We start from the raw sequence: 21,943 nt of genomic DNA, 5'->3' as shown, positions 1-21,943 counted from the left end.
ATGCTGGAACTGGTGCTGCTCGGCGGGTTCGCCGCGTACAACATGGCGACCACGCACTCGGACGACCACACGTCGCAGCAGGGCGACCGCAAGATCGACTGCTACGACATCTGGCACCAGATCACCACCGGCCCCGGCACCGGCTCGATCCAGAACGGGCAGTCGGCGGCCAGCCGGCTGAAGGGCGCTTACTCGGACCGGCTCAGCACGATCGACGGCCTGGCCAAGGAGATGGACGCGGCCTGGACCGGCGGCGGCTCGGAAGCGGCGCAGAACGCGGGCGCGCACCCGCTGCGGGTGTGGATGGAGGACTCCGGCACCAAGCTGACCGAGTCCGACAAGTACCTCGGCGAGCAGAACAACGCGTTCACCACGGTGCACGCGCAGGTGCAGGAGGTCCCGAAGGACCCGCCGAAGAACAACCTGCTCAACGCGGTGACGCCGTGGACGACCGACACCGACCGGGCGATCCGCGACTACAACGCCAAGGGCCAGGCCAACGTCGACGCCTTCAACACCTATTACAAGGCGAGCAACGACAACGGCCAGAAGATGCCGACGTACTCCGCGCTCAAGGGGCAGCAGGAGAACGTCAACGTCGACGACGGCAAGGACGGCAAGAAGAAGCCGGGCGACGGCGACGGCAACGGAAATGGCGACGGGAACGGCAACGGGACCGGCACGGGTCCCGGCGGCGTGAACATGCCGGGGCCGGGTGGTGTCCCGTCCTTCGGTGGCCAGCCGACCACCCCCGGCGGCAGCTTCGACCCGTCGAAGGTCCCGGGTGGCGCCTACGACCCGTCCAAGGTGCCGAGCTTCGACCCCGGGAAGGTCCCCGGCGGCAGCTACGACCCGTCGAAGCTGCCCGGCGGCGGCAACTACACCCCACCGAACTTCACCGACGGCACGCACTCGTCGGGCTTCTCGCCGTCGGACGTGCCGGGCGTGCCCAGCTTCGGCCCGGGGAGCTCGCCGAGCTTCTCCGGTGGCGGAGGCGGCGGCGGGTTCGGCCCTGGCGGCTCGGGCGGGATCGGCGACCCGACGGCGGGCTTCGGCCCGGGCGGCGGCGGCTTCGGGCCCGGCGGCTCGAGCGGCGCGGCCATGCCGGGTGGCGCCGGCGGGACGGGCGCGGGCCGGGGCGGCCTCGGTGCCGGCGGCGGCGCGATGGGCGCGGGCGGCGCGGCGGCCGGACGCGGCGGTTCCACCGGGATGGGCGGGATGGGCGGCATGGGCCACGGCGCCAAGGGCCAGGGCGGCGGCGACGAGGAACGCACGTCGAAGTACCTGCTCGGCGACGACCCGAACGACATCTTCGGGAGCGACGAGCTGACCGCACCGCCGGTCATCGGCGAGTAGCGCACGCCGGATCGCCGGGTGCGTGCCAAGATGAGCGCGCCCGGCTTTCGCGGGTTCACCAAGCTGATCTCGATCTTCACTGGGGGAAGAGCGGTGCTGGACAGGCAGGTCACCATCACGACCGGCACCCTGATCAACCTGATCCGGCGCCGGGGCGGCGAGCCGCACACCGTGTTGTCGGAGAAGCCGGCCTGGTACAGCGACGAGGCCCAGCGCACCGAGGACGAGCGGGTCAACGCCGAGCTCGGCAAGGCCGGGCTGTTCGGCCCGCGCGGCATGCACCCCGGGTTCGTCGCGACGGTCGAAGCCATCGCCCGGCCGCAGCTGGAGTACTACGGCTGGATCGACGGCGGGTACCAGGGCAAGCCGGTCAGCTACCGGCTGCTCGCGGGCAGTGCCGGCGGTGAGGCGTTCGTGCTGGCCAAGCACGAGGAGCTGGACGTCGTGGTGCTGGAGTCGATCCAGCCGCACGAGCTGCTCGACGGCTTCCTCGGCCATATCCCGAAGCTGGCTCCCGGGCGCGGGACACCGCTCGCCGTGCCGAAGAGCCAGATCGAGGGGACCGCCCGCGGCGACGAAGGCGGATTCGCAGTGCTCCGCAGCGACCGTCCGGCCGAGGGCTCACAGGAGGTCGACGAGCTCCGGCGGATCTTGGCGCTGCGCCGAATGGGGAGCGGCAGCCTCTACGTCGCGGCCCGCAGCCGCAGCGGCGCCTGGCACCGCATCGAACGCCCGGTGAACTACATCGATACATCGGAAGGCCGGTGGCTGACCGAAGAGGTTCCGGGGCGCGGGGAGAACCGGATCGCCTTCACCCCGGCCGACCAGCGCGTTCTCGCTGAGCGGTTACGCAGCGCACAGGGCCGGCTCACCGCAGCCTGACTTGTCGGCCGTTCAGCCCACCGGGTGGTGGCTCTACCCACAGTGATATTCATCCACAGGCCGTGCGGGTCAATGGTCTCCGGCTGGTCCACGACACGCCGAACAACGGACTTCACGCGACACGCCGAACGAGTTTCCGGGAAGTTCTCCACACCTTGTTCACAACCTCTGGCCTGCGGATTTGTCGAAGCCGATCACGCCTGTCCCCAACTTGTCCACAGCTCTCGCGGCACCTGTGACTGGTTACCCCCATTCATCCACAGGTTGTCCACAGAAGGGTCCCCATCCGGAATTGCCTTCGGCCTTCCGGGGGATCTAGCGTGCCCGCTCGGGCCTGTACTCACGGTGGCGCACGGCGCGCCTCTGAGAGCCGGATGACGTTCTCGCCGATCATCGGGAGAGGCATCCGGAACAGGCCGGCGCGGGCCGGCCGCGTGCTTCGAGAGCGAAGATCCGGCATACTCGAACGAGTGTTCGACACGATGAGGAGGTGTCCGGGGCGGTGGCGCTGACCGACGACCGCAGTCCGATGTACGCGGAGTCCGACCCGGGTCCGAGCGACCCCGGCTCCGGCGGCGGGTTCGACCGCCAGCCACCGCAGGACATCGCGGCCGAACAGTCCGTGCTCGGCGGCATGCTGCTGTCCAAGGACGCCGTCGCCGACGTCATCGAGGCGCTCGGCCCCGACGACTTCTACCGCCCGGCGCACCAGGCGATCTACGACTGCGTCCTCGACCTCTACGGCCGCGGCGAACCGGCCGACCCGATCACCATCTCGGCGGAGCTGGAACGCCGGGGCGAGCTGGGCCGCGTCGGCGGCGCGCCCTACCTGCACACGCTGATCGCGACGGTGCCGACCGCGGCGAACGCGGGCTACTACGCGGAGATCGTCGCGGAGAAGGCGGTGCTGCGCCGGCTGGTCGAGGCGGGCACCCGGATCGTGCAGTACGGCTACGGCGCGGCCGCGGCCGACGGCGCGAACATCGACGAGGTGGTCGACCGGGCGCAGGCCGCGATCTACGACGTCACCGAGCGCCGGACCAGCGAGGACTACGTCGCGCTGGAAGAGCTGCTGCAGCCGACGATGGACGAGATCGACGCGATCGCCTCGCGCGGCGGCCAGTCCCAGGGGATCCCGACCGGGTTCACCGACTTCGACGAGCTGACCAACGGCCTGCACCCCGGACAGATGATCATTGTGGCGGCCCGCCCCGGTGTCGGCAAGTCGACACTGGGACTGGACTTCGTCCGGTCGGCGTCCATCAAGCACGGGCTGACCAGCGTCATCTTCTCGCTGGAAATGAGCCGGACCGAGATCGTCATGCGCATGCTCTCGGCCGAGGCGAAGATCCGCCTCTCCGACATGCGCGGCGGCAAGATGTCCGACGACGACTGGACGCGGCTGGCCCGCCGGATGAGCGAGGTGTCCGAGGCGCCGCTGTTCGTCGACGACTCGCCGAACATGACGATGATGGAGATCCGGGCGAAGGCGCGCCGGCTGAAGCAGCGCAACGACCTGAAGCTCGTCGTCCTCGACTACCTCCAGCTGATGACGTCCGGCAAGCGCGTCGAGTCGCGGCAGCAGGAAGTCTCGGAGTTCTCCCGGCAGATGAAGCTGCTGGCCAAGGAGATCGAGGTCCCGGTGATCGCGATCAGCCAGCTGAACCGTGGTCCGGAACAGCGGACGGACAAGCGCCCGATGCTGTCCGACCTGCGTGAGTCCGGCTCGCTGGAGCAGGACGCCGACCTCGTCATCCTGGTCAACCGCCCCGACGCGTGGGAGCGCGACGACCCGCGCGCGGGCGAAGCGGACCTGATCATCGCGAAGCACCGTGCCGGCCCGACGGCGACGATCACCGTCGCGCACCAGCTGCACTACAGCCGCTTCGTGGACCTCTCACACGACTAGCCGAGAGCGCTGTACCCGCGGACGAACGCCGTGAGGAGCCTGCCGAAGTTCGCGCGGTCCTCGTCCGGCCAGTCCGCCATGACCTCGGCGAACACCGAGCGCCGGAAGGCGTGCAGCTCGTCGAGGTGCGCCTGGCCGGCCTCGGTCGGCACGAGCACCGCACGCCGTCCGTCGCGCTGATCGGCTTCGCGGCGCAGGAGCCCCTGCTCGACAGCGCGCGCCACGAGCCGGCTCGCGCGCGGCTGGTCGACGCCCATCGCCGCGCTCAAGGCCGTCACCGTGCTGGGTTCGCCGCGTTCGGTGAGCTCTTCGACGACGTCGAGCAGCTCGTGCACCGGGTCGTGCGCGCCCTGGCCGCGGGCCTTGCCGATCCGGCTCAGCGCCCGCCGCTGCTGGCTGCGGCGGATCGCGATCATCCCTCGCTCGACATCGGCCACCGCGTCCGTCATGGTTGCTCCACCCTCCGAACTACATGTATCTTTACATGTAGTTGTTCCTCGACATCATCGGAGTCTTCATGAAACCCCTCGGCTGATGGCTTCGCCACGTCCACGAGCTCCTCGAATCTTCCTTGGCCCAGGCCCTCGGCGCCGACTCGCTGAGCCGCCGGCACTGGCAGGTACTCAACACGATCGCCCTCGGCGCCCGCACGCCGGAGGAGGTCGACGCGGCACTGGCGCCGTTCGTCGCCACCGAGGGGTCGATGGCCACCAAGGTGGCCGACCTCCGAGCCCGCGGCTGGGTCGCCGAAGACGGCGAACTCACCGAAGCGGGCCGCGAAGCCCACGTCCGCGTCGAGCAGCGCGTCGAAGCGTTCCGCGCCGTGGTGACCGACGGGATCAGCGACGACGACTACCGCACGACGATCCGCACCCTGGAGCGCTGCGCGGCGAACCTCGAGGCCCGTTAGAGGAATATCCCGGGAGCCGCCGGCGTCAGGTATCCTAGTAGTTGAACTTTCAAATACTGGAGCCGTCGATGACTCGCACCCCGGTCCTCTACCTCAGCCACGGAGCGCCGCCGCTCGCCGACGACACCACGTGGACCCGCCAGCTCGCCGCCTGGTCGGCGGACCTGCCCCGGCCCCGCGCGATCCTGGTCGTGTCGGCGCACTGGGAGGAGGCGCCGCTGACCATCGCGGCCACGACGACCGTGCCGCTCGTGTACGACTTCTGGGGCTTCCCCGAGCGCTACTACCAGGTGCAGTACGCGGCGCCGGGCGCGCCGGAGCTGGCGGAGAAGGTGCGGAAGCTGCTCCGCTCGACGGAGACGCCGGTGCACGACGCGCCGGAGCGCGGCCTCGACCACGGCGCCTACGTGCCGCTCGTCGAGATGTACCCGGACGCCGACGTCCCGGTGCTGCAGGTTTCGATGCCCTCGCTCGACCCGCAGGAGCTGTTCGACCTCGGCCGCAAGCTCGCGCCGCTGCGCGACGAAGGCGTGCTGATCATCGGCAGCGGCTTCTTCACCCACAACCTGAGCGGCATGGCCCGCGCCACCGACGGGACGCCGCCCGCGTGGTCGGCCGAGTTCGACCACTGGGGCGACGAGGTCGTGCGCGGCGGCGACGTCGACGCGCTGCTCGACTTCCGGCACAAGGCGCCGGCGGCGGCGCTCGCGCACCCGCGGATCGAGCACTTCGCGCCGCTGTTCGTCTCCCTCGGCGCGACCGCGGAGGAGAAGTCCGGCCGCACGGTGATCGACGGGTTCTGGCACGGCCTGGCGAAGCGCTCGCTGCAGTTCTCCTGACACCCCGGAACACGAACGAGCCCCAAGAGCCGGGTTCGGCTCTTGGGGCTCGTCCTCTCCAGGGAAGGAGAGCTTTCTTCGGTCGTCAGGCACTCCGTGCGAGGAGACCTCGCGGCGCGTGGAGGGCCTGCCGGGGGTTGGGGGCCGGGCGGGTTCTGGCTGAACCCGCCCGGCGTCACCGAACTACTTGCGCTTGACCAGACCCAGCAGCTTCGCGAGGAAGCCGGTCGAGTCGAGGCCCGACATCGCCGGAACCTGAGCGGCCGGGGCGGCGCTGTCCAGCACCGGCAGCTTGGCGTTCACCGGCAGGGCCGGGGCGGCCGGCAGCGCGGTCGGCAGGGCCGGGGTCACCGGGAGGGCGACCGGCAGAGCCGGGACGCCACCCAGGGCGGGCAGAGCCGGCAGCGCGACGGGCAGGCCGCCGGTCGGCAGGTCCGCACGCTCGGAGCCGGGCAGGGCGCCCAGAGCCGGCAGCGCGATCGGCAGGCCCGCGGTCGGCAGGTCCGCACGCTCGGTGCTGTGGCCCGGGAGGGCACCACCCAGCGCCGACAGCCCGGTCACGGCGGGCAGCGCCGCGGTGTTGGGCAGGGCCGGCTTCGGCAGCGCCGGGACGCCGGAGACGCCACCGGGGGTCGGCAGGTGCGACAGCTGCGAAAGCCCGGCCAGCGGGCTGGTCACCGACGGCACGTCGGCGCGCTCGGCACCGATCGGGGCGGCGGTGGGCAGCGCGGTCGGCAGCGCAGTCGGCAGCGCGGGCAGGCCCTGGGTGGGCAGCGCAGTCGGCAGCGCGGGCAGGCCCTGGGTGGGCAGCGCAGTCGGCAGCGCGGGCAGGCCCTGGGTGGGCAGCCCCGCCGTCGGCAGGCCGCTGGCGAGCCCGGTCAGCGAGGGCAGCTCGTCGGCCGCCATCTCCGAACCGTCGACCGGGAACGCGATGGCGTCCTCGGCCTCGTCGATGCTCGTCATGTCCGTGGCGTCCGCGGTCGCGACGCCGAGCAGCTCCAGGGGCACCCCGAAGATCTGCACCGGCAGCGCGAACGCGTGGTAGAAGTTGTAGCCCGACAGGCCGGAGCCGTCGCCTTCGGTGACGGCCTCGCCACCGTTCTGCGTGGTCAGCGTGTTGTCGCCCACCGCGTGCGCGACGCCGCCCACGGTCACCGCGTCGCCGAACAGCTGCGCGATCGCGGTGGCCGGGATGTCGAGGATGTTGCCGGAGATGGCACCCTCGACACCCGAGGTGGTGTCGTCGCCCGCGTTCTGCACGGACGTCGTGTTGATCCCGGTGCCGCTGGCGACACCCGCCGCGCTGACGGCGTCACCGAAGACCTGCGCCACCGGCAGCGCGTCCACGCCGACGATGTTGCCGGCCACGCTGCCGCGGTCACCGTTGGTGGTGGCGTCGCCGCCCGCCTGCGACATCGTGTCGCTCGTGCCCAGGCCGTGGCCCAGGGCCGCACCCGCGACACCGTCGCTGAACAGCTGCGCGGCACCCGCGATCGGGGCCTTCACGATGTTGCCGGCGAGGGCACCGTCCTGCCCGTCGGTGAGGGCGTCGCCGCCCGCCGAGGAGTCGGTGATGTTGTCGTTCTCACCGGTGCCGATGCCCGCGAGGGCGGCACCGCTGCCGGCGGCCAGCACCGGGAGCGAGACCGGGGCCTCGATGATGTTGCCGGCGCCGGCGCCCGCGGGGCCGTTCGCCGTGACGTCGCCGCCCGCGTTGGACGTCGTGTCGGTCGAGCCCTTGCCGTGGCCCTGGCCGACGAACGCGCCACCGATGTTGGCGACCTGCACCGGCAGCGAAGCCGGCACGGTGCCCAGGTTCGAGCTCAGGAAGCCGTTGTCGTCGTGGGTGCTGCCACCGCCGCCGCCTGAGACGACCTTGGTCTCGTCGGCCGAGCCGGAGCCCTGGCCGATGAACGAGCCGCCCACGCCGAAGACCTCGGCGGGCAGGCCGACCGGCACCTGGACGACGTTGCCCGAGCCGGACGAGTCGTTGCCCTGCGTGCCGTCGTAGTTCCCGGCGGTGACCGTCTTGTCCTCGGTCGCCGTGCCGGACGCGTTGCCGATGTGGCTGCCGCCGATACCGAAGACCTCGGGCGCGCCCGCGGCCTGGGTGTTGACGATGTTGCCGCCGAGGACAGCTTCGTTGCCCTTGGTGTAGCTGCCGTCGCCCGCGTTCGCGTCGGTCGTGTTGTCGTGCGCCGCGATCGCCTGGCCGATGTACGTGCCGCCGATGCCGAAGGCCTCGACCGGCAGCGCCACCGACGGGTTGATCACGTTGCCAGCCGCGGCCGACTTGTCGCCCGCGGTCTTGACGAAGCCGCCCGAGTCGACGGTGCTGGAGGAGCTGCCGGCTTCGGGGGCACCGGTGGTGGCGTTGCCGATCCACGACCCGGCGACGCCCGCCACGTTGGCGATCGGCGACAGCGAGACGGCGCCGGCGTTGCCGCCGAGGAACGAGCCGTTGCCGCTCGTCTCCTCGTAGGTCGGGATGCCGAGGCTGCCGGTGCGGGTGTCCCCGGCCGTGGCGTCGGCCGAGTTGGTGCACGAACCGGCGTGGGCGAGCGAGCCCCACACGGCGCCGGCGTTGCAGTTGAACTTGACCGGCAGGGCGATCGGCGCGCCGACCATGTTGCCCGATCCGGCGCTGTCGTCACCGGAGGTCGCCAGGGACCCGCCGGAAGTCGCGACGGTGTCGGCGGAGTAGCCGTGGCTCTGCCCGTTGCCGAGCAGGTACGAAGCGGCGTTGCCGGTCACCTGCACCGGGGTGGCGAGCTGGCCCGCGACCACGTTGCCGGAGAGGGCCGAGCCGTCGCCGTCGGTGTCGACGTCGCCGGTCTCGGTGGTGCTCTGGCTGGCCGACCCACCGGTCACGCGGCCGGTGCCGCCGGCGACGCCGCCGCCGTTCCCGGCGATCTGCACGGGGAGCGCCCAGTCGAGGGCGACCGCGTTGCCCGCGAGGCTGGAGCCGTCACCCGTCGTCGCGATGTCCTGGTTGTGGTCCCAGGTCTGCGTGTGGTTGCCGCCCTGGACGTTCGCGTCGCCGATCACGCCGACCGCGTTGTCCACGATCTGGATCGGGACGACGACGTCGCCGGTGACCTTGTTGCCCTTGAGGTTGTTGTGCCCCGGGGTGAAGGCGCCCGCGCCGTCGGCCTTGGTGGCACCGCCGAGGGTGCTCTGGCTGATCGGGCTCGCCTCGTCGAGCTGCTTGGCAGCCTCGTTCGCGGCGTTGGTGACCGGCTTGGTGCTCAGCTCCGTCTGCCCGGCGGGCAGGTCCAGCTGGCCGAAGGGGGTGCCGACCGCGTTGTTGGCTTCCTGGATGGGAGCCGTGACGTTCAGGTCGAGCGGGGAGGCCGGGGCGTCGGGGTTGACGTTCTCGTCAGCCGAAGCGATGCCGGTACCCAGCATCAGCAACCCACCCGTGACAAGTGCGGTCTGGAGTCCGCGCTTTGCCCACGTCTGCATGGGGTTTTTCTCCTTTATTTCGGGTTCCCTTGCGGGCTTATGGGGGTGCGCTCGTCGAATTCGAAACGGGGTCCGAGACGCACCCGAGGGGGAAGGAACTTCATGCGGGCGCGCTGTGACTTCGAAAGCGGGCGCACCGCAGGGAGGTGTCACGGGAAATCCGCGGACGCAGAGCCGTCAGACGAAGACGGACTCGGGCGCGTCAGCGACCCGTGAAGGGAGGTGTTCAGTCAGGAGTGACACCGGGCTGCGTGCCCGGGGTGCGCGGCGTGTGCCGCAGGCCGCCGCGGTAAGCGCTGGCGGCGGCATCGCTGACGGCAGCGGAGACCCACGAGGGGACGCCGAAGTTCAAGCCGTCGAGGTGACCACCGGGGGCAGTACTGCCACCCGGGGCGGTGGGAACGGACGGTGCGACCGGAAGCTGCACCGGAACCAGCGGCGACGGCAGGTCACGGTGCGAATCGCGAGACTTGCCCGCGGCACCGATGCCGTCAACGTGCTGGACACCCGTCGGCATCGCGAGCGCGGCTCGCAGCGCGGCGGGGAGCTGGACGGTCGAGACGGCGACCGTGTCCGTGGTCTGGCCGAGGCCCGTGGTCACCGGCTCCTGCTCGACCGGGGCGAGCCCCGGGAGCTGAACCAGGTCACCGTGGCCGGCCGGGTCGAGCAGCTGCCACACGTCGTGGGCCGGCTCGGGGGTGATGGTCTGCTCGAGGACCTGGCGGGTGTCCTGCGGCTTGCGGACGATGTGCTCGACCGCGCCGAGGGTGCGGTGCGCCGGGCTCATGACGGCGTCCTCGGCGACGTCCGAGACCGAGTCGCCGACGCGCTCGGAAACCTCGTGCCCGAGGGTGCGGGCGCACGGCTCGCTCCACGTCGTGGCGTCCTGGTGGCAGCTCGAGTCGGCGACATCGGTCGCCGCGTTCGAAGCACCGTTGTGCACGTCGCCGATGCTGCCGGTCGCGGCCGCGGCGATCGGGGCGGCGCCCACCTCGACGGTGTCCGCGGAAGCGGTCGCACCGGAGACGAGCCACGCGGCGGCCGTACCGGCCACCGCACCGCCGAGGACGAGGAGCGCACGCGACACGAGACGGCCGGCGCGCTTGACGCCCTGCCCCTCGTTCGTCGCGGTGTCCGCCACTCGTGCTCTCCTCGTACCGGGTGATCGATCGGCCACAAGCCGTTGCGGAAGCGACCTAACCAAATCCGGGAGGCGCCGCGCACCTTCGACACGACTTGATGCCCCCATCGTGTGAACGACACACTGTGTAGCCCGGCCTGACGGCGGGTGATCACGCCTGGCAGTGATCGGTGCCGGACGCGGCCGCGGGAAAGCGGCCGAATCGGACGCACAGCCAGTACGGTGTGGCGGTGAGCCACGCGCGACGCGAAGACCCGTTCCTGCCGGAGCACGAGGACATCACCGGGGTGATCCCCCGGGGCCTGCGCATCAGCGCGGCGCTGGCGTGGCGCTTCATCGTGATCGTCGCCGCGCTGTACGCCGTGGTCTGGGTGATCGGTTACCTGTCCGTCGTCATCATCCCGCTGTCCATCGCGCTGCTGCTGTCCGCGCTGCTCGCGCCGGCGGTGCAGAAGCTGGTGGCGGTGAGGTTCCCGCGCGGGCTGGCGACGGCGATCGTGCTGATCGCCGGGCTGGCCGTGCTGGGCGGGTTGCTGACGTTCGTCATCACGCAGTTCTCCTCCGGCCTGCCGCAGCTGCAGAAACAGCTCAACGACAGCCTCAACCAGATCAAGGAGTGGCTGCTCAACGGCCCGCCGCACCTGCGCCAGGAGCAGATCCAGGACTTCATCAACCAGGCCATCGGGTTCATCCAGAACAACCAGGCGTCCATCACGACGACCGCGCTGACGACGGCGAGCACCGTCGGCGAGATCCTCACCGGCTTCCTGCTGACGCTGTTCATCACGATCTTCTTCCTCAGCGGCGGCGACGGCATCTGGACGTTCCTCGTCCGCGCGGTGCCCCGCCGGGTCCGCAACCGCGTCGACGTCGCCGGGCGCCGCGGGTTCGCGTCGCTGGTCAGCTACGTGCGGGCGACGGCAGCAGTCGCCGTGGTCGACGCCGTCGGCATCGGCGTCGGCCTGTGGATCGTGGGCGTGCCGCTGGTGATCCCGCTGGCGACGCTGGTCTTCATCGGCGCGTTCATCCCCATCATCGGCGCGGTCCTCACCGGTGGCGTCGCCGTGCTGATCGCCCTGGTGACGAACGGGTTCATCGGCGCCGTGATCGTGCTGGCCATCGTGATCGGCGTGATGCAGCTGGAGAGCCACATCCTGCAGCCGCTGCTGCTCGGGCGGGCGGTGAAGCTGCACCCGCTGGCCGTGGTCCTGGCCATCACCGCCGGCCTGGTCGCGGGCGGGATCGCCGGCGCGCTGCTGGCCGTGCCGCTGCTGGCGGTGCTCAACGCCGGCGTCCGGTCGCTGCTGCACGAAACCGACCCGGACCCGGCCGAGGTGAACGTCCTGAAGGACCAGGCCGCGCAGCCGAACGACGCGAAGCCGGGCACCCCCGGGGCGGAGGTCCCCACGCGCGGCGAAGAGGACGAATGACCGCGACGCGGACGCCCGACCCGATCACGCCGATGTGGCGTGGCGTGCTCGCGTTCCGCGTGCTCACCTGGGCGTTCGCCTGCGGCACCGTGATCGTCCAGAGCGGGCACTACCAGCGTGAGTGGCTGGCCTGGACGATCCTCGGCGTGATGGTTGTGTGGTCGGTCGTCAGCAGCTTCCTCTACCTGCGCGAGCGGACGCGGCCGCCGGCGCTGGTGGTCTTCGACCTCGTGCTCACCACCGCGTTGCTGCTGACCTCGCCGTGGGTGCTCAGCGACGTGCAGTTCGTCTTGAACGTCCCCCTCATCACGACGGTGTGGGCGGCCGTGCCAGCGGTCGCCGCCGGCGCGCGCTTCGGGGCGGGCGGCGGGGTGCTGGCCGGGCTGGTCCTCGGCGTGGCGACCGGGCTGGCGCGGGAGAAGTTCGACCTCGACGTCGCCCGCGACGGCGTCCTGCTCGCCGCCGCCGGGCTGCTGGTCGGCATGGCCGCGACGATGGGCCGGCGGTCCGCGGCGCGGCTGGAGCAGGCGCTGCGGAAGGAAGCGGCAACGGCCGAGCGGGAACGGCTGGCCCGTTCGATCCACGACAGCGTGCTGCAGGTGCTGGCCCGGGTCCGCAAGCGCGGCAACGAGGTCGGCGGCGAAGCGGCCGAGCTGGCGAAGCTGGCCGGCGAGCAGGAGATCGCGTTGCGGTCGCTGGTGACGACCGAACCGCCGGCGCCGAACGACAGCGGCACGGCGAGCCTGCGCACCGCGCTGCAGCTGCTCGCGACGTCGTCGGTGCAGGTCTCGACCCCGGCGGACGACGTCGAGCTGCCGGCGCACGTCACCGACGAACTGGTCGCTGTGACCCGCGAAGCGCTCTCGAACGTGGAGAAGCATGCGGGCCCCGAAGCGCGGGCCTGGGTGCTGCTGGAGGACCTCGGCGGCGAGGTCGTGGTCAGCGTTCGTGACGACGGACCGGGCATTCCGGACGGCGTTCTCGAGCGAGCGGCCGCGGACGGGCACCTCGGCGTGGTGGAATCCATCCGGGGGAGGGTGCGCGACCTCGGCGGGCGCGCGACCCTCGACACCGGGCCCGGCCGGGGCACGGAGTGGGAGGTCAGGGTGCCGAGCACGAGGGGTGCGCAATGAGCGACGAGCCGCGGATCTCGGTGATGGTGGTCGACGACCACCCGATCTGGCGCGACGGGGTGGCCCGCGACCTGACCGAGCACGGCTTCGACGTGCGGGCGACCGCCCCGGACGCCGACGCGGCGCTGCGGATCGCGCGCACCGTCCAGCCGGACGTCGTGCTGATGGACCTCAACCTCGGCACGACCTCGGGTGTGGACGCCACCCGCGAGATCACGTCGGCGCTGCCGTCGACGAAGGTGCTGGTGCTGTCCGCGAGCGGCGAGCACAAGGACGTCCTGGAGGCGGTGAAGGCCGGCGCGTCCGGCTACCTGGTCAAGTCGGCGTCCGCGGCGGAGCTGGTGGACGCGGTGCACCGGACCGCGGCCGGCGACCCCGTGTTCACCGCGGGCCTGGCCGGGCTGGTGCTCGGCGAGTACCGGCGGATGGCCGACGCACCGGCGGAAGGCGCCGAGCCGCCGCGGCTGACCGAGCGCGAGACCGACGTCCTGCGCCTGGTCGCGAAGGGGCTGACCGCGCGGCAGATCGCCGAGCGGCTCGTGCTGTCGCACCGCACGGTGGAGAACCACGTGCAGTCGACGCTGCGGAAGCTGCAGCTGCACAACCGCGTCGAGCTGGCCCGGTACGCGATCGAACACGGCCTCGACGAGGAGTAGTCCTCAGGGCAGCACCGCGAAGCCGGACCAGTCGGTCGTCGGCAGCGCCGCCTTGCCCAGCCGCCACCGGGGCTCGCCGGGGTGCCAGGCGGCGAGGACGCCGTCGGCGAGCACGAGGTCGCCGTTCGCCGACCAGTCGAAGCCGCCGCCGCGTTTGAGGTGCTCGGTGATGAACGGCATCGCGGCGACGTGCTCCCAGTCCGGCCCGTCCAGGCGCAGCAGCCAGAGGTCGCGGGTCTGGGTGCTGGTCCCGCGGTAAGCGGGATTGGCGAAGTCGACGGCCCAGATACCGCCGTCGCGGGAGGGCACGACGGTCGGCGTCCTCGCGACCACCGGCCGGCTGAGCTGCCGCCGGCTGTTGTCCCGCAGGTCGACGAGGGTGAACTCGGTGAGGCCGTCGAGGAGCATCCGGTCGCCGGCGACGCCGAGGATGCGCGGCGCCTGCTGGACCGTGCGGCCGGACTCCGGGTCGATCAGCGCGTCGGTCGACTCGGCGGCGCCGGAGTTGATGGTGATCAGCAGGCCGTGCGGGGTGCCGGCCCGGACCTGGGTGTGGCAGCTGGCGGACTGGCCGTGGCCGAACTCCGCGCCGGTGAGGGAGACGCGCTGCAGCCGGCAGGTGTCGGGCGCGTCCTGCCGGATGACCCACACGCTGTCGCCGTCGACGGCGGGGGCTACCGACCAGGCGCGGCCGAGCGAGCGCGGCGGGCTCGCGGGACCGGTGTAGACGAGGATTTCGAAGGGGTCGTCGCTGCCGGTGCCCGTCGGGTAGGCCGTCAGGACGGCGTGCGTCCCGACCCGGATCACGCTGATCCCCAGATCGCCGCCGGGATAGCCGGGCGGCGTGGCGACGGGTCCGCGGTCGGCGTCGAACAGGGTCGGGCCGGTGGTCGGGACGAGGGCGGTGATGCCGATGCCACCGGTCGCCGGCACGCCGGCGAGCCCCTCGGGCAGCGTCGGCGGAGTCGTCGGCGGCGTACTCGTGGCGCTTGGGCTCGGCGGCGGCGAAGTCTCGCCCGTGCAGCCGGACAGCAGAACCAGCGCCGCGCAGAAGGCGGCGCCGCGGAATCCGGGTCCGTTCAGGGTTTTCCCCCGATCTCCCTGGTGAAATCCGGTTCTACCATCGTAAGCATGGGCGAGGAAGAGACCGCGGCGGCGGAACCGATGACCGAAACCAAGCCGTTGGGCGAACGCGATCTTCGGGTGTCGGACGACGAGCGCGAGCACGTCGTCGGGGTGCTGCAGAAGGCCATCGGCCGCGGCATGATCGACCTCGACGAGTTCACCGAACGCACCGACCGCGCACTGGCGTCGCGGACCCGCGGTGAGCTGAACGCCGTGCTGGCCGACCTCGCCGGGCTCTACCACCCCGCGGCCGCGGTCGCCGGGGCGCCGTCCTACGCGGCCGCTCCGCCGCCGGGCTACGGCGGCGAGTACCCCTCCGGACGGCGCTTCGAGCTCAACGCGAAGTACTCGTCGCTGGTCCGCAGCGGGCCGTGGGTGGTGCCGCCCGAGATGGTCGTGCGGAACAAGTACGGCTCGACGAAGCTCGACTTCACCGAGGCCCAGGTCCAGTCGCCGGTGGTGCACATCGAGCTGGACGCCAAGTGGGGTTCGGTCGAGGTGATCATCCCCGAGCACGCGGCGGTCGACGTCAACTCGATCACCGACGTCAAGTTCGGCTCGCTGGAGGACAAGACGCGCAGCAACGGGCACATGGGGAACCCGCGCTTCGTGCTGAGCGGCCGGGTCCACGGCGGTTCGCTGGTCATCCGGCACCCGCGGCGCGGGTTGTTCGGCTAGCCGGGGCCCCTCTGCCCCCGGCGTCAAGAAGGCCTCCCCACCCAGGCATCGGGTGGGGAGGCCTTCGCGCTTTTCAGGCGGCCCGGAGGTTCCTCGCGACGAACCAGACGAGGCCCGTGAACGCGACGGCGGCGAGCCCGGCGACGACGTGCAGCCCGCTGGGGAGACCGTGCGTGCGGACGACGGCGTTGCCCAGGGTCCCGACGGTCGCGATGCCGAGGGCGTAGCCGAACTCGTTGACGGTCTGGGCCAGCGACGCGGCGGCGCCCGCCTTGCGCTGCGGAACCGAGCCGACGACGAGATCGGTACCGAGCGCGACCATCGGGCCGACGCCCAGCGACGTGACGGCGAGCCCGAGCGCGGGCCACGCCGGCCCGGCGGCGGGATCGACGAGGGCGAGGATGACCATGCCGGCCGCGGCGAGGGCGACCCCGCCGGCGATCAGGACGTTCGGCTGCACCCGGCGCGCGAGGGCGGGAGCGGCGGTGAAGCTGACGGTGGAGGCGGCCATCCCGGGCAGCAGCCCGAGCGCGGCCCCGACCGGCGAGAGGTGCTGCGCGACCTGGAGGAACTGCGCGGTGAACAGCATCGTGGTGCCGCCGAGCATGCTGAACAGGAGCATCCCGCCGAGCGTCGTGCGGAAGGCCTTCGCGGCGAAGAGGCTGAAGTCGACCAGGGGATCTTGCAGGACGCGTTGCCGCTTCACGAAGACGTAGCCGACCGCCAGGCCGGCGATCAGCGCTGCCAGCGGAACCGGGTGGACGCCGTCGCGAGCCAGTTCCTTGACGCCGTAGACGGCGGGCAGGATCGCGCCGAGCGAGAGGGCGACGCTGGGCAGGTCGACGCGGCCGGCTTGCTCATCGCGGTATTCGGGCAGCAGCTTCGGGCCGATGACGAGCAGCAGGACCATGGCGGGAACGCCGAGGAGGAAGACCGAGCCCCACCAGAAGTGCTCGAGCAGGAGTCCGCCGACCATCGGGCCGATGATGGCGCCGACGGTGAAGCAGCCGGCCCAGATCCCGATGGCCTGGGCGCGTTGCTGCGGGTTCTTGAAGAGCGTCCCGATGAGGGAGAGCGTGGAGGGAGCGAGCGTCGCCCCGGCGATCCCGAGCACGGCCCGCGCGGCGATGAGCATGCCGGCGCTGGTCGAGAAGGCAGCGGCGACGGAGGCGACGCCGAACGCGGCGGCCCCGATGAGCAGCAGCTTCCGCCGTCCGACCCGGTCACCGAGGGTCCCCATGGTGACCATGAACCCGGCGACCATGAAGCCGTAGGTGTCCATGATCCACAGCTGTTCGGTGCCATCGGCGTGCAGGCCGGCGGCGAGCTTCGGCAGCGCGAGGACGAGGACGAAGACGTCGAGCGAGACGAGCAGGGTGGGCAGGGCCAGCACGGCCAGGCCGATCCACTCCCGGCGCCCGGCCCGCACGGTTTCGGCCGGGATTCCGACCGGGGCTTCGGCGGTGGTGGTCATGGCTGCTTCCTCTCGGCTCAGTGGTGCTTTCACCACTTCGTCGAGCGGGAGCAGCCGGAATCGACAACCGGTCGGGTCTTTTGTGGAAAGCCGTGAAGGCCGCCTTCCCGCGGCGGCCTTCACGGCTATGCGTCAGGTTGTCCACACCCCTCGTGCATTGGGGACAACTCCGCGCTCTCAGATTCGCACAGGTCAGCACTGTCGGTGATGACCGATAGACTGAAAGTGGGGGGGCGCCCCCGGGACCACGGGTCAGGGGCGAGCTGCCGCCCGCGCCGCCGCCGGGTCCGAGGTCGCCAGCGCCGCCTCCGCCAGCGCCTCGCATCCCGCCAGCGTCGCCGAAGCCAGGCTCGCGCCGACCGTGCGGATCGCCGGGGCGTTCATCGACAGGCTCGTCAGGCCGAGGCCCGCCAGGACCAGCGCCAGCCTGGGGTCCGCCGCCGCTTCGCCGCAGACGCCCGCCGGCTTGCCCACGGCCTTGGCCGCGTCGCCGATCAGCTTCAGCAGTCGCAGGAGACCCGGCTGCCACGGGTCGTTGAGCTTCGCCACCGCGCCGAGCTGGCGGTCCGCCGCGAACGTGTACTGCGCCAGGTCGTTCGTTCCCACCGACACGAAGTCGACCGCTTCGAGGATTTCGCGGGCGCTCAGCGCCGCCGCCGGAATCTCGATCATCACGCCCGCCCGGGCGATGCCCGCCGCGCGGACTCGTTCGGCGAACCAGGCGGCTTCCTCGACCGTCGCGACCATCGGAGCCATCACCGAGACGTCGGCGCCCGAATCTTCCGCGGCGCCCGCGATCGCCTCGAGCTGGCGGTCCAGGATCTCCGGGCGGTCGAACGCCACGCGCAGCCCGCGGACGCCGAGCGCCGGGTTCGGCTCGGCTTCCGGCGAGAGGAACGCCAGCGGCTTGTCGGCGCCCGCGTCGAGGGTCCGCACGATCACCGGCTTGCCGCGGAACGGCGAGAGCACCGCCGTGTACGCCGCGCGCTGCTCGGCCACCGACGGTTCGTCCGAGGCGTCCAGGTAGCAGAACTCGGTGCGGAACAGGCCCACGCCTTCCGCGCCCGCGTCGGCCGCGGCCTGCGCGTCGGCCGGGGAGCCGACGTTGCCGTAGACCTTCACTCGGTGGCCGTCGGACGTCGCGCCCGTGCCGTTCCACTCCGCCAGCTGCGCCTTCGTCGCCGCCACGACCGGCGCCGACGGGTCCGCGACCTCGACCGTGCCCGCGTCGCCGTCGACGGCGAGCGCCTCGGCGTCCAGCGCCAGCAGTCCGCGCACGGCGACGACGGCCGGGATGCCCAGCGCCCGCGCCAGGATCGCGGTGTGGCTGGTCGGACCGCCTTCTTCGGTGACCAGGGCGAGCACCTTCGCCGGGTCGAGGCCCGCGGTGTCGGCCGGGGCTAGGTCGCGCGCGACCAGCACGCTCGGCGACGCCAGCTCCGGCACCCCCGGCGGCGCGATGCCGAGCAGCTCGGCGACCAGCCGGTCGCGCACGTCGCGGACGTCGCGAACACGTTCGGCCATGTACCCGCCCGCTGCGGCCAGCGCTTCGGCGAAGCCTTCGGCGGCCTGGTGGACGGCTCGCGCGGCGGGCAGCCCCTGCGTCTTGACCAGTTGCTCGGCCTGCGACGCGAGCGCCGGGTCGGCCGCCATCGCGGCGGTGGTGATGAGGATCGTCGCGGCTTCGCCGGTGGCGGTCTCGGCCTGCTTCTCGAGCCGGCCGGCGACGATCGCGGCGGCAGGTGTGATCCGGGCGGCTTCGGCGGCGGGGTCGGCCGGGGCGGGGGTGGCGGCGGGCTCGCCCAGCGGCTCCGCGACACGGACGACGGGACCACTCGCACGGCCGGGGCTGACGGCGACCCCGGAAAGGGTCCCCGCACTCTTCCCCGCGGAGGCGGCATCGAACTCAGACATGGTCTAGACCATAGCTCAGATACGTCTGGATATCTCGTGGTGGCGGGCACAAGCCTCGCTCACGTACCTGTTCGAGCACCGGCCGGACCTCCTCGTGCCACCAGGCTTCGGCCAGTTCGCCGCGGCTGCGCACCGGCCGTCCGGCCAGCATACGGCGGAAACCCCAGGCCTCGGCCGAGTCGGCGAGCCGGAACCAGTCGGCCGGGTCGTCGAGCTACAGCCCGAGGCGGACGTCGTCCGGCAGCGGGACGCGCTCGAGGAACATCCGTTCGGCGGTCTTCGACGGCAGGTCGGCGAGCGTCAGGCAGCGCAGCGCGCAGGCGACCGTGCTGATCCAGCGGACCCGCGCCCGGATGGTCGTGGCCCCGCGGGCGCGCGCGATGGCGACGCGGTGGTGACCGTCGTCGACGAAGAACATGTCGGACAGGCGCACGAGCCGCACCGGCGGGAGGTCGGCCGAGGTGCGCGTCAGGCGGTCCCAGCGGTCGCGCAACGCCCGGTTGCGCGGCCGGAACTCGCGGTCGAAGTCGCCGGCGCGGGCGACCGTGCCGACGATGCCTTCCAGCGGGACGTCGTAGACGCCTTCATCGACCTCGGTCTGCTTGCCGAGCGCCTTCAGCGTTTCGCCGAGCGGCATGATCGCGAGGTGGTCGGGCCGGCGCGCTTCAGCGATCGCCTTCAGTTGAGCGGCGTAGCCGCGCCACCAGGCCGAGCCGAAAGAGTCGCCCATGTGAGGTGCAACACGCGCCCCCGGACGGTCATTCCCCCAGGTCGGCTGCCGTCGGGTAGGACGGCTGCGCACCGTGGCGCGTCACGCTGAAGGCCGCCACGCGCACTGCGCGCTTCGCCGCGGAGACGAGGTCGGCGCCGTCGGCGAGCGACGCCGCGAGCGCGCCCGCGAACGCGTCCCCGGCACCGGTGGTGTCGACGGCCTCGACCGCCGGCGACTCGACTTCGGTGTTGTTGTCCTTCTCCACGACGACCGCACCCGCCGCACCGAGCGTGACGACGGCGGCTCGCGGGCCGAGGTCCAGCAGCTTCCGGAAGTCCGCGCCGGGCCCGGTCAGCCAGGCGGCCTCGTGTTCGTTGACGAGCAGGACGTCGAGGTTGGCCAGCGTCTCCGGGGCCAGTTCCGCGGCCGGCGAGAGGTTCAGCAGTACCTTGACGCCCTTTTCGGCGGCCCGCGCGACGGCGTGCTCGACGGTCGGCAGCGGCACCTCGAGCGAGGCGACCATGATCTCGACACCGTCGAAGACAGCGTCGACGTCGCCGGGCTCGAGACTCGAGTTGGCGCCGGGGGAGACGAGGATGGCGTTCTCGCCGTCCGGGGTGACAGTGATGTAGGCGATGCCGGTCGGCCGGTCACTGGTCCGGACCAGTCCGGTGTCGACACCGGCAGCGCGCAGGGAATCGAGCAGCAGCCGGCCGTAGGGATCGTCGCCGACGGCGCCGAGCAGCGCGACATCCGCCCCGAGCCGGCCCGCCGCGACCGCCGTGTTGGCGCCCTTGCCACCCGGCGAAAGCACGGTGTCACCGCCCAGCACCGTCTCGCCACCTGCCGGCCGCCGGTCCACCGCGACGACGAGGTCGGCATTGGCGGATCCCACAACGAGGACGTCGGAGTTCATCCCCGCACTGTGCCACGAAAGCCGTCCGACCAGGTCGGGAAGGGTGCGCGGGAGGAAAGTGAAGGTTTTTGTAACTTATCCGGCGTTGAGTGCGACAATCATGCGAGCAGCGGATGCCCGTCACTCGATCGGGGGATGCCATTCCCCCGGCCGTCACTATGCGGACCAGTCCCGCTCTCCAGGTACGTCATCACGCGAGACGTGATGACGCTGCCCCGACCGGCGAGAGCCGGACAGGGCATCAGGTCGCCGGCGCCGATCACGTAGCCCCCCGAGTGATCGGCGCCGGCGGCGCCCCGCCCTTCCGGCCGGCGGTTCACGCTACGACGAGGCTCAAGTTCACGCGGTCACCAGCTGCAGCACGTGTTTTCCGGCGCCCGGAGAGACTTTTCCTGCCAACTGCCGATCCTCGCCGTCACGGAGAATCGCGTGGACGGAGACGTAGTGGCGGGTGGCCGTCTTCGCCGAGGGTTCGACACTCAGCCGGGCGAGGTCGGCGCGCCGCACCACTACCGGGGCGCCTTCCTTGGGTCGCCAGGTGATCGCGTCGGCCGTCAGGGCGAATTCGCCGAAATCACCCCGATAGCGCGTCAGGTAGAGCAGTACCCAGATCACCACAGCGACCGGCAACGGAATCCCCGCCGGGATGTCGTAGAAGGCCGGCGCCACGAAGTCGGCGATGACGGCCAGCCAAGCCGTCCACAGCAACGCCAGCCGGACGGCGGACGCTTGGCCGGCGTGGACGAGCCTTCCCGGCTGGTCGGCACGCCAGCGTTTGACCAGCCGCTTCACCGGGTTCGGCACACCGAAGCCACCGCGCCGGACGTTCTGAGACGTCCAGCGGCCGAGCCCGGGGCGATAGCGCTCGATCGCCGCCAACGCCTTCTCGGCCTCTTCCCTGGCCATCGCCGACGACAGGATGAAGCCGTCTTCCGACTTGTGGCGGCAATCGGGGTTCAGGTTCCGGATCGCGTCGTCGTCCACCAGCGAAACGGCGAGAGCGATCCGGCCGCCCGGCTGACCTTCCCGGAAGACGAGCCGGCGAACGTCGTCCCACGGCAGAACGAGCGTCGTCTTGTCTTCGAGCGGCTGCCGGAACCCGTCGGGGCCGAACTCGACCCTGGCCGTCACCATCGCGCCGTTGCGGCGGATGTACCGCCGCAGGATCGGCCTGAAGCAGAAGCACACCAACGCCAGCAGGCCGAGCGCGGGCGCGACCAGGTACACGACCGGATCTTCGCTGCGCGCCCAAACCAGCAGCCCGGCCAGGACGGCGAACACGACGCCGAAGAAAGCCATGCACCCGACGGCCATCCTCAGTTCGGCCGGCGGGTTGTGGATCGGCAGCCGGACCCGCACCACCGCCGTTTCCGGCTCACCCGGAGTCGTCGACACCACGGCGG

General features: G+C 71.8%; 18 protein-coding genes. 9 read left to right on the top strand and 9 right to left on the bottom strand.

Annotated elements, in window-relative coordinates:
- The 3 genes from AB0M59_RS22170 to dnaB all read left to right on the top strand — a co-directional run bounded on the left by AB0M59_RS22170 (position 1) and on the right by dnaB (position 4,147).
- Positions 1–1,356: a hypothetical protein gene (locus AB0M59_RS22170; protein ID WP_364617740.1), complete on the top strand. Its 1,356-nt coding sequence runs from the start codon at positions 1–3 to the stop codon at positions 1,354–1,356.
- A 93-nt stretch (positions 1,357–1,449) separates the two neighbouring features.
- Entirely contained in the window at positions 1,450–2,238 is a 789-nt protein-coding gene (locus AB0M59_RS22165; protein WP_364617738.1) for an ESX secretion-associated protein EspG, read from the top strand.
- A 502-nt stretch (positions 2,239–2,740) separates the two neighbouring features.
- The gene (gene dnaB / locus AB0M59_RS22160; protein WP_364617798.1) at positions 2,741–4,147 is read left to right on the top strand and encodes a replicative DNA helicase; all 1,407 of its coding nucleotides are present in this window, start codon (positions 2,741–2,743) and stop codon (positions 4,145–4,147) included.
- Here the strand turns inward: dnaB and AB0M59_RS22155 are convergent.
- Positions 4,144–4,596 carry a MarR family winged helix-turn-helix transcriptional regulator gene (locus AB0M59_RS22155; RefSeq protein WP_364617737.1) on the bottom strand — a complete coding sequence of 151 codons (453 nt, stop codon included), beginning with the start codon at positions 4,594–4,596 and terminating at the stop codon, positions 4,144–4,146. The genes dnaB and AB0M59_RS22155 overlap by 4 nt on opposite strands.
- A gap of 122 nt (positions 4,597–4,718) precedes the next feature.
- On the opposite strand from AB0M59_RS22155, the gene AB0M59_RS22150 reads away from it, so the two are divergent.
- Both AB0M59_RS22150 and AB0M59_RS22145 read left to right on the top strand, forming a co-directional pair.
- Positions 4,719–5,057, top strand: coding sequence for a MarR family transcriptional regulator (locus AB0M59_RS22150; protein ID WP_364617735.1), 339 nt, complete (start codon positions 4,719–4,721; stop codon positions 5,055–5,057).
- Positions 5,058–5,125: 68 nt separating this feature from the next.
- The gene (locus AB0M59_RS22145; RefSeq protein ID WP_364617733.1) at positions 5,126–5,896 is read left to right on the top strand and encodes a class III extradiol ring-cleavage dioxygenase; all 771 of its coding nucleotides are present in this window, start codon (positions 5,126–5,128) and stop codon (positions 5,894–5,896) included.
- Between the two features lie 183 nt (positions 5,897–6,079).
- Here AB0M59_RS22145 and AB0M59_RS22140 read toward each other — a convergent pair whose 3' ends face one another.
- Positions 6,080–9,361 carry a PE-PGRS family protein gene (locus AB0M59_RS22140; RefSeq protein ID WP_364617731.1) on the bottom strand — a complete coding sequence of 1,094 codons (3,282 nt, stop codon included), beginning with the start codon at positions 9,359–9,361 and terminating at the stop codon, positions 6,080–6,082.
- 226 nt (positions 9,362–9,587) lie between these two features.
- Entirely contained in the window at positions 9,588–10,502 is a 915-nt protein-coding gene (locus tag AB0M59_RS22135; RefSeq protein ID WP_364617729.1) for a hypothetical protein, read from the bottom strand.
- A gap of 230 nt (positions 10,503–10,732) precedes the next feature.
- On the opposite strand from AB0M59_RS22135, the gene AB0M59_RS22130 reads away from it, so the two are divergent.
- From AB0M59_RS22130 to AB0M59_RS22120, 3 genes are read left to right on the top strand one after another with little or no spacing between them, the layout of a single operon-like run.
- Positions 10,733–11,932: an AI-2E family transporter gene (locus tag AB0M59_RS22130; RefSeq protein WP_364617727.1), complete on the top strand. Its 1,200-nt coding sequence runs from the start codon at positions 10,733–10,735 to the stop codon at positions 11,930–11,932.
- On the top strand, positions 11,929–13,065 hold the full coding sequence (locus AB0M59_RS22125) for a DUF5931 domain-containing protein (RefSeq protein ID WP_364617725.1): 1,137 nt from the start codon (positions 11,929–11,931) through the stop codon (positions 13,063–13,065). Before AB0M59_RS22130 ends, AB0M59_RS22125 begins: the two co-directional genes overlap by 4 nt.
- Entirely contained in the window at positions 13,062–13,721 is a 660-nt protein-coding gene (locus tag AB0M59_RS22120; RefSeq protein WP_364617723.1) for a response regulator transcription factor, read from the top strand. The genes AB0M59_RS22125 and AB0M59_RS22120 overlap by 4 nt, the downstream gene beginning before the upstream one ends.
- Positions 13,722–13,724: 3 nt before the next feature.
- Here AB0M59_RS22120 and AB0M59_RS22115 read toward each other — a convergent pair whose 3' ends face one another.
- On the bottom strand, positions 13,725–14,654 hold the full coding sequence (locus AB0M59_RS22115) for a hypothetical protein (protein ID WP_364617721.1): 930 nt from the start codon (positions 14,652–14,654) through the stop codon (positions 13,725–13,727).
- Between the two features lie 198 nt (positions 14,655–14,852).
- On the opposite strand from AB0M59_RS22115, the gene AB0M59_RS22110 reads away from it, so the two are divergent.
- The gene (locus tag AB0M59_RS22110) at positions 14,853–15,524 is read left to right on the top strand and encodes a DUF1707 domain-containing protein (RefSeq protein ID WP_364617719.1); all 672 of its coding nucleotides are present in this window, start codon (positions 14,853–14,855) and stop codon (positions 15,522–15,524) included.
- 73 nt (positions 15,525–15,597) lie between these two features.
- Here the strand turns inward: AB0M59_RS22110 and AB0M59_RS22105 are convergent, their stop codons facing one another.
- The 5 genes from AB0M59_RS22105 to AB0M59_RS22085 all read right to left on the bottom strand — a co-directional run bounded on the left by AB0M59_RS22105 (position 15,598) and on the right by AB0M59_RS22085 (position 21,938).
- Complete coding sequence (locus AB0M59_RS22105; protein ID WP_364617718.1) at positions 15,598–16,998, bottom strand: MFS transporter; 1,401 nt, start codon at positions 16,996–16,998, stop codon at positions 15,598–15,600.
- A 252-nt stretch (positions 16,999–17,250) separates the two neighbouring features.
- A complete protein-coding gene (gene ptsP / locus AB0M59_RS22100) occupies positions 17,251–18,912 on the bottom strand; it encodes a phosphoenolpyruvate--protein phosphotransferase (protein ID WP_364617716.1) in 1,662 nt (553 codons plus the stop codon).
- 214 nt (positions 18,913–19,126) lie between these two features.
- Positions 19,127–19,642 carry a hypothetical protein gene (locus tag AB0M59_RS22095; RefSeq protein WP_364617714.1) on the bottom strand — a complete coding sequence of 172 codons (516 nt, stop codon included), beginning with the start codon at positions 19,640–19,642 and terminating at the stop codon, positions 19,127–19,129.
- A 28-nt stretch (positions 19,643–19,670) separates the two neighbouring features.
- A complete protein-coding gene (locus AB0M59_RS22090) occupies positions 19,671–20,540 on the bottom strand; it encodes a ribokinase (RefSeq protein ID WP_364617712.1) in 870 nt (289 codons plus the stop codon).
- Between the two features lie 339 nt (positions 20,541–20,879).
- Complete coding sequence (locus tag AB0M59_RS22085; protein ID WP_364617710.1) at positions 20,880–21,938, bottom strand: hypothetical protein; 1,059 nt, start codon at positions 21,936–21,938, stop codon at positions 20,880–20,882.
- Between the last annotated feature and the right edge of the window lie 5 nt (positions 21,939–21,943).

Source organism: Amycolatopsis sp. NPDC051371 (genome assembly GCF_040682155.1).
Taxonomy (GTDB): domain Bacteria; phylum Actinomycetota; class Actinomycetes; order Mycobacteriales; family Pseudonocardiaceae; genus Amycolatopsis.
This window is presented reverse-complemented; position numbering and strand designations above follow the sequence as displayed.

What these genes read in the sequence shown, in the direction of transcription:
- AB0M59_RS22170 (WP_364617740.1), top strand. Translation starts at nt 1, where the DNA reads ATGCTGGAACTGGTGCTGCTCGGCGGGTTCGCCGCGTACAACATGGCG.
- AB0M59_RS22155 (WP_364617737.1), bottom strand. Translation starts at nt 4,596, where the DNA reads ATGACGGACGCGGTGGCCGATGTCGAGCGAGGGATGATCGCGATCCGC.
- AB0M59_RS22145 (WP_364617733.1), top strand. Translation starts at nt 5,126, where the DNA reads ATGACTCGCACCCCGGTCCTCTACCTCAGCCACGGAGCGCCGCCGCTC.
- AB0M59_RS22140 (WP_364617731.1), bottom strand. Translation starts at nt 9,361, where the DNA reads ATGCAGACGTGGGCAAAGCGCGGACTCCAGACCGCACTTGTCACGGGT.
- AB0M59_RS22125 (WP_364617725.1), top strand. Translation starts at nt 11,929, where the DNA reads ATGACCGCGACGCGGACGCCCGACCCGATCACGCCGATGTGGCGTGGC.
- AB0M59_RS22120 (WP_364617723.1), top strand. Translation starts at nt 13,062, where the DNA reads ATGAGCGACGAGCCGCGGATCTCGGTGATGGTGGTCGACGACCACCCG.
- AB0M59_RS22110 (WP_364617719.1), top strand. Translation starts at nt 14,853, where the DNA reads ATGGGCGAGGAAGAGACCGCGGCGGCGGAACCGATGACCGAAACCAAG.
- AB0M59_RS22105 (WP_364617718.1), bottom strand. Translation starts at nt 16,998, where the DNA reads ATGACCACCACCGCCGAAGCCCCGGTCGGAATCCCGGCCGAAACCGTG.
- ptsP (WP_364617716.1), bottom strand. Translation starts at nt 18,912, where the DNA reads ATGTCTGAGTTCGATGCCGCCTCCGCGGGGAAGAGTGCGGGGACCCTT.
- AB0M59_RS22095 (WP_364617714.1), bottom strand. Translation starts at nt 19,642, where the DNA reads ATGGGCGACTCTTTCGGCTCGGCCTGGTGGCGCGGCTACGCCGCTCAA.
- AB0M59_RS22090 (WP_364617712.1), bottom strand. Translation starts at nt 20,540, where the DNA reads ATGAACTCCGACGTCCTCGTTGTGGGATCCGCCAATGCCGACCTCGTC.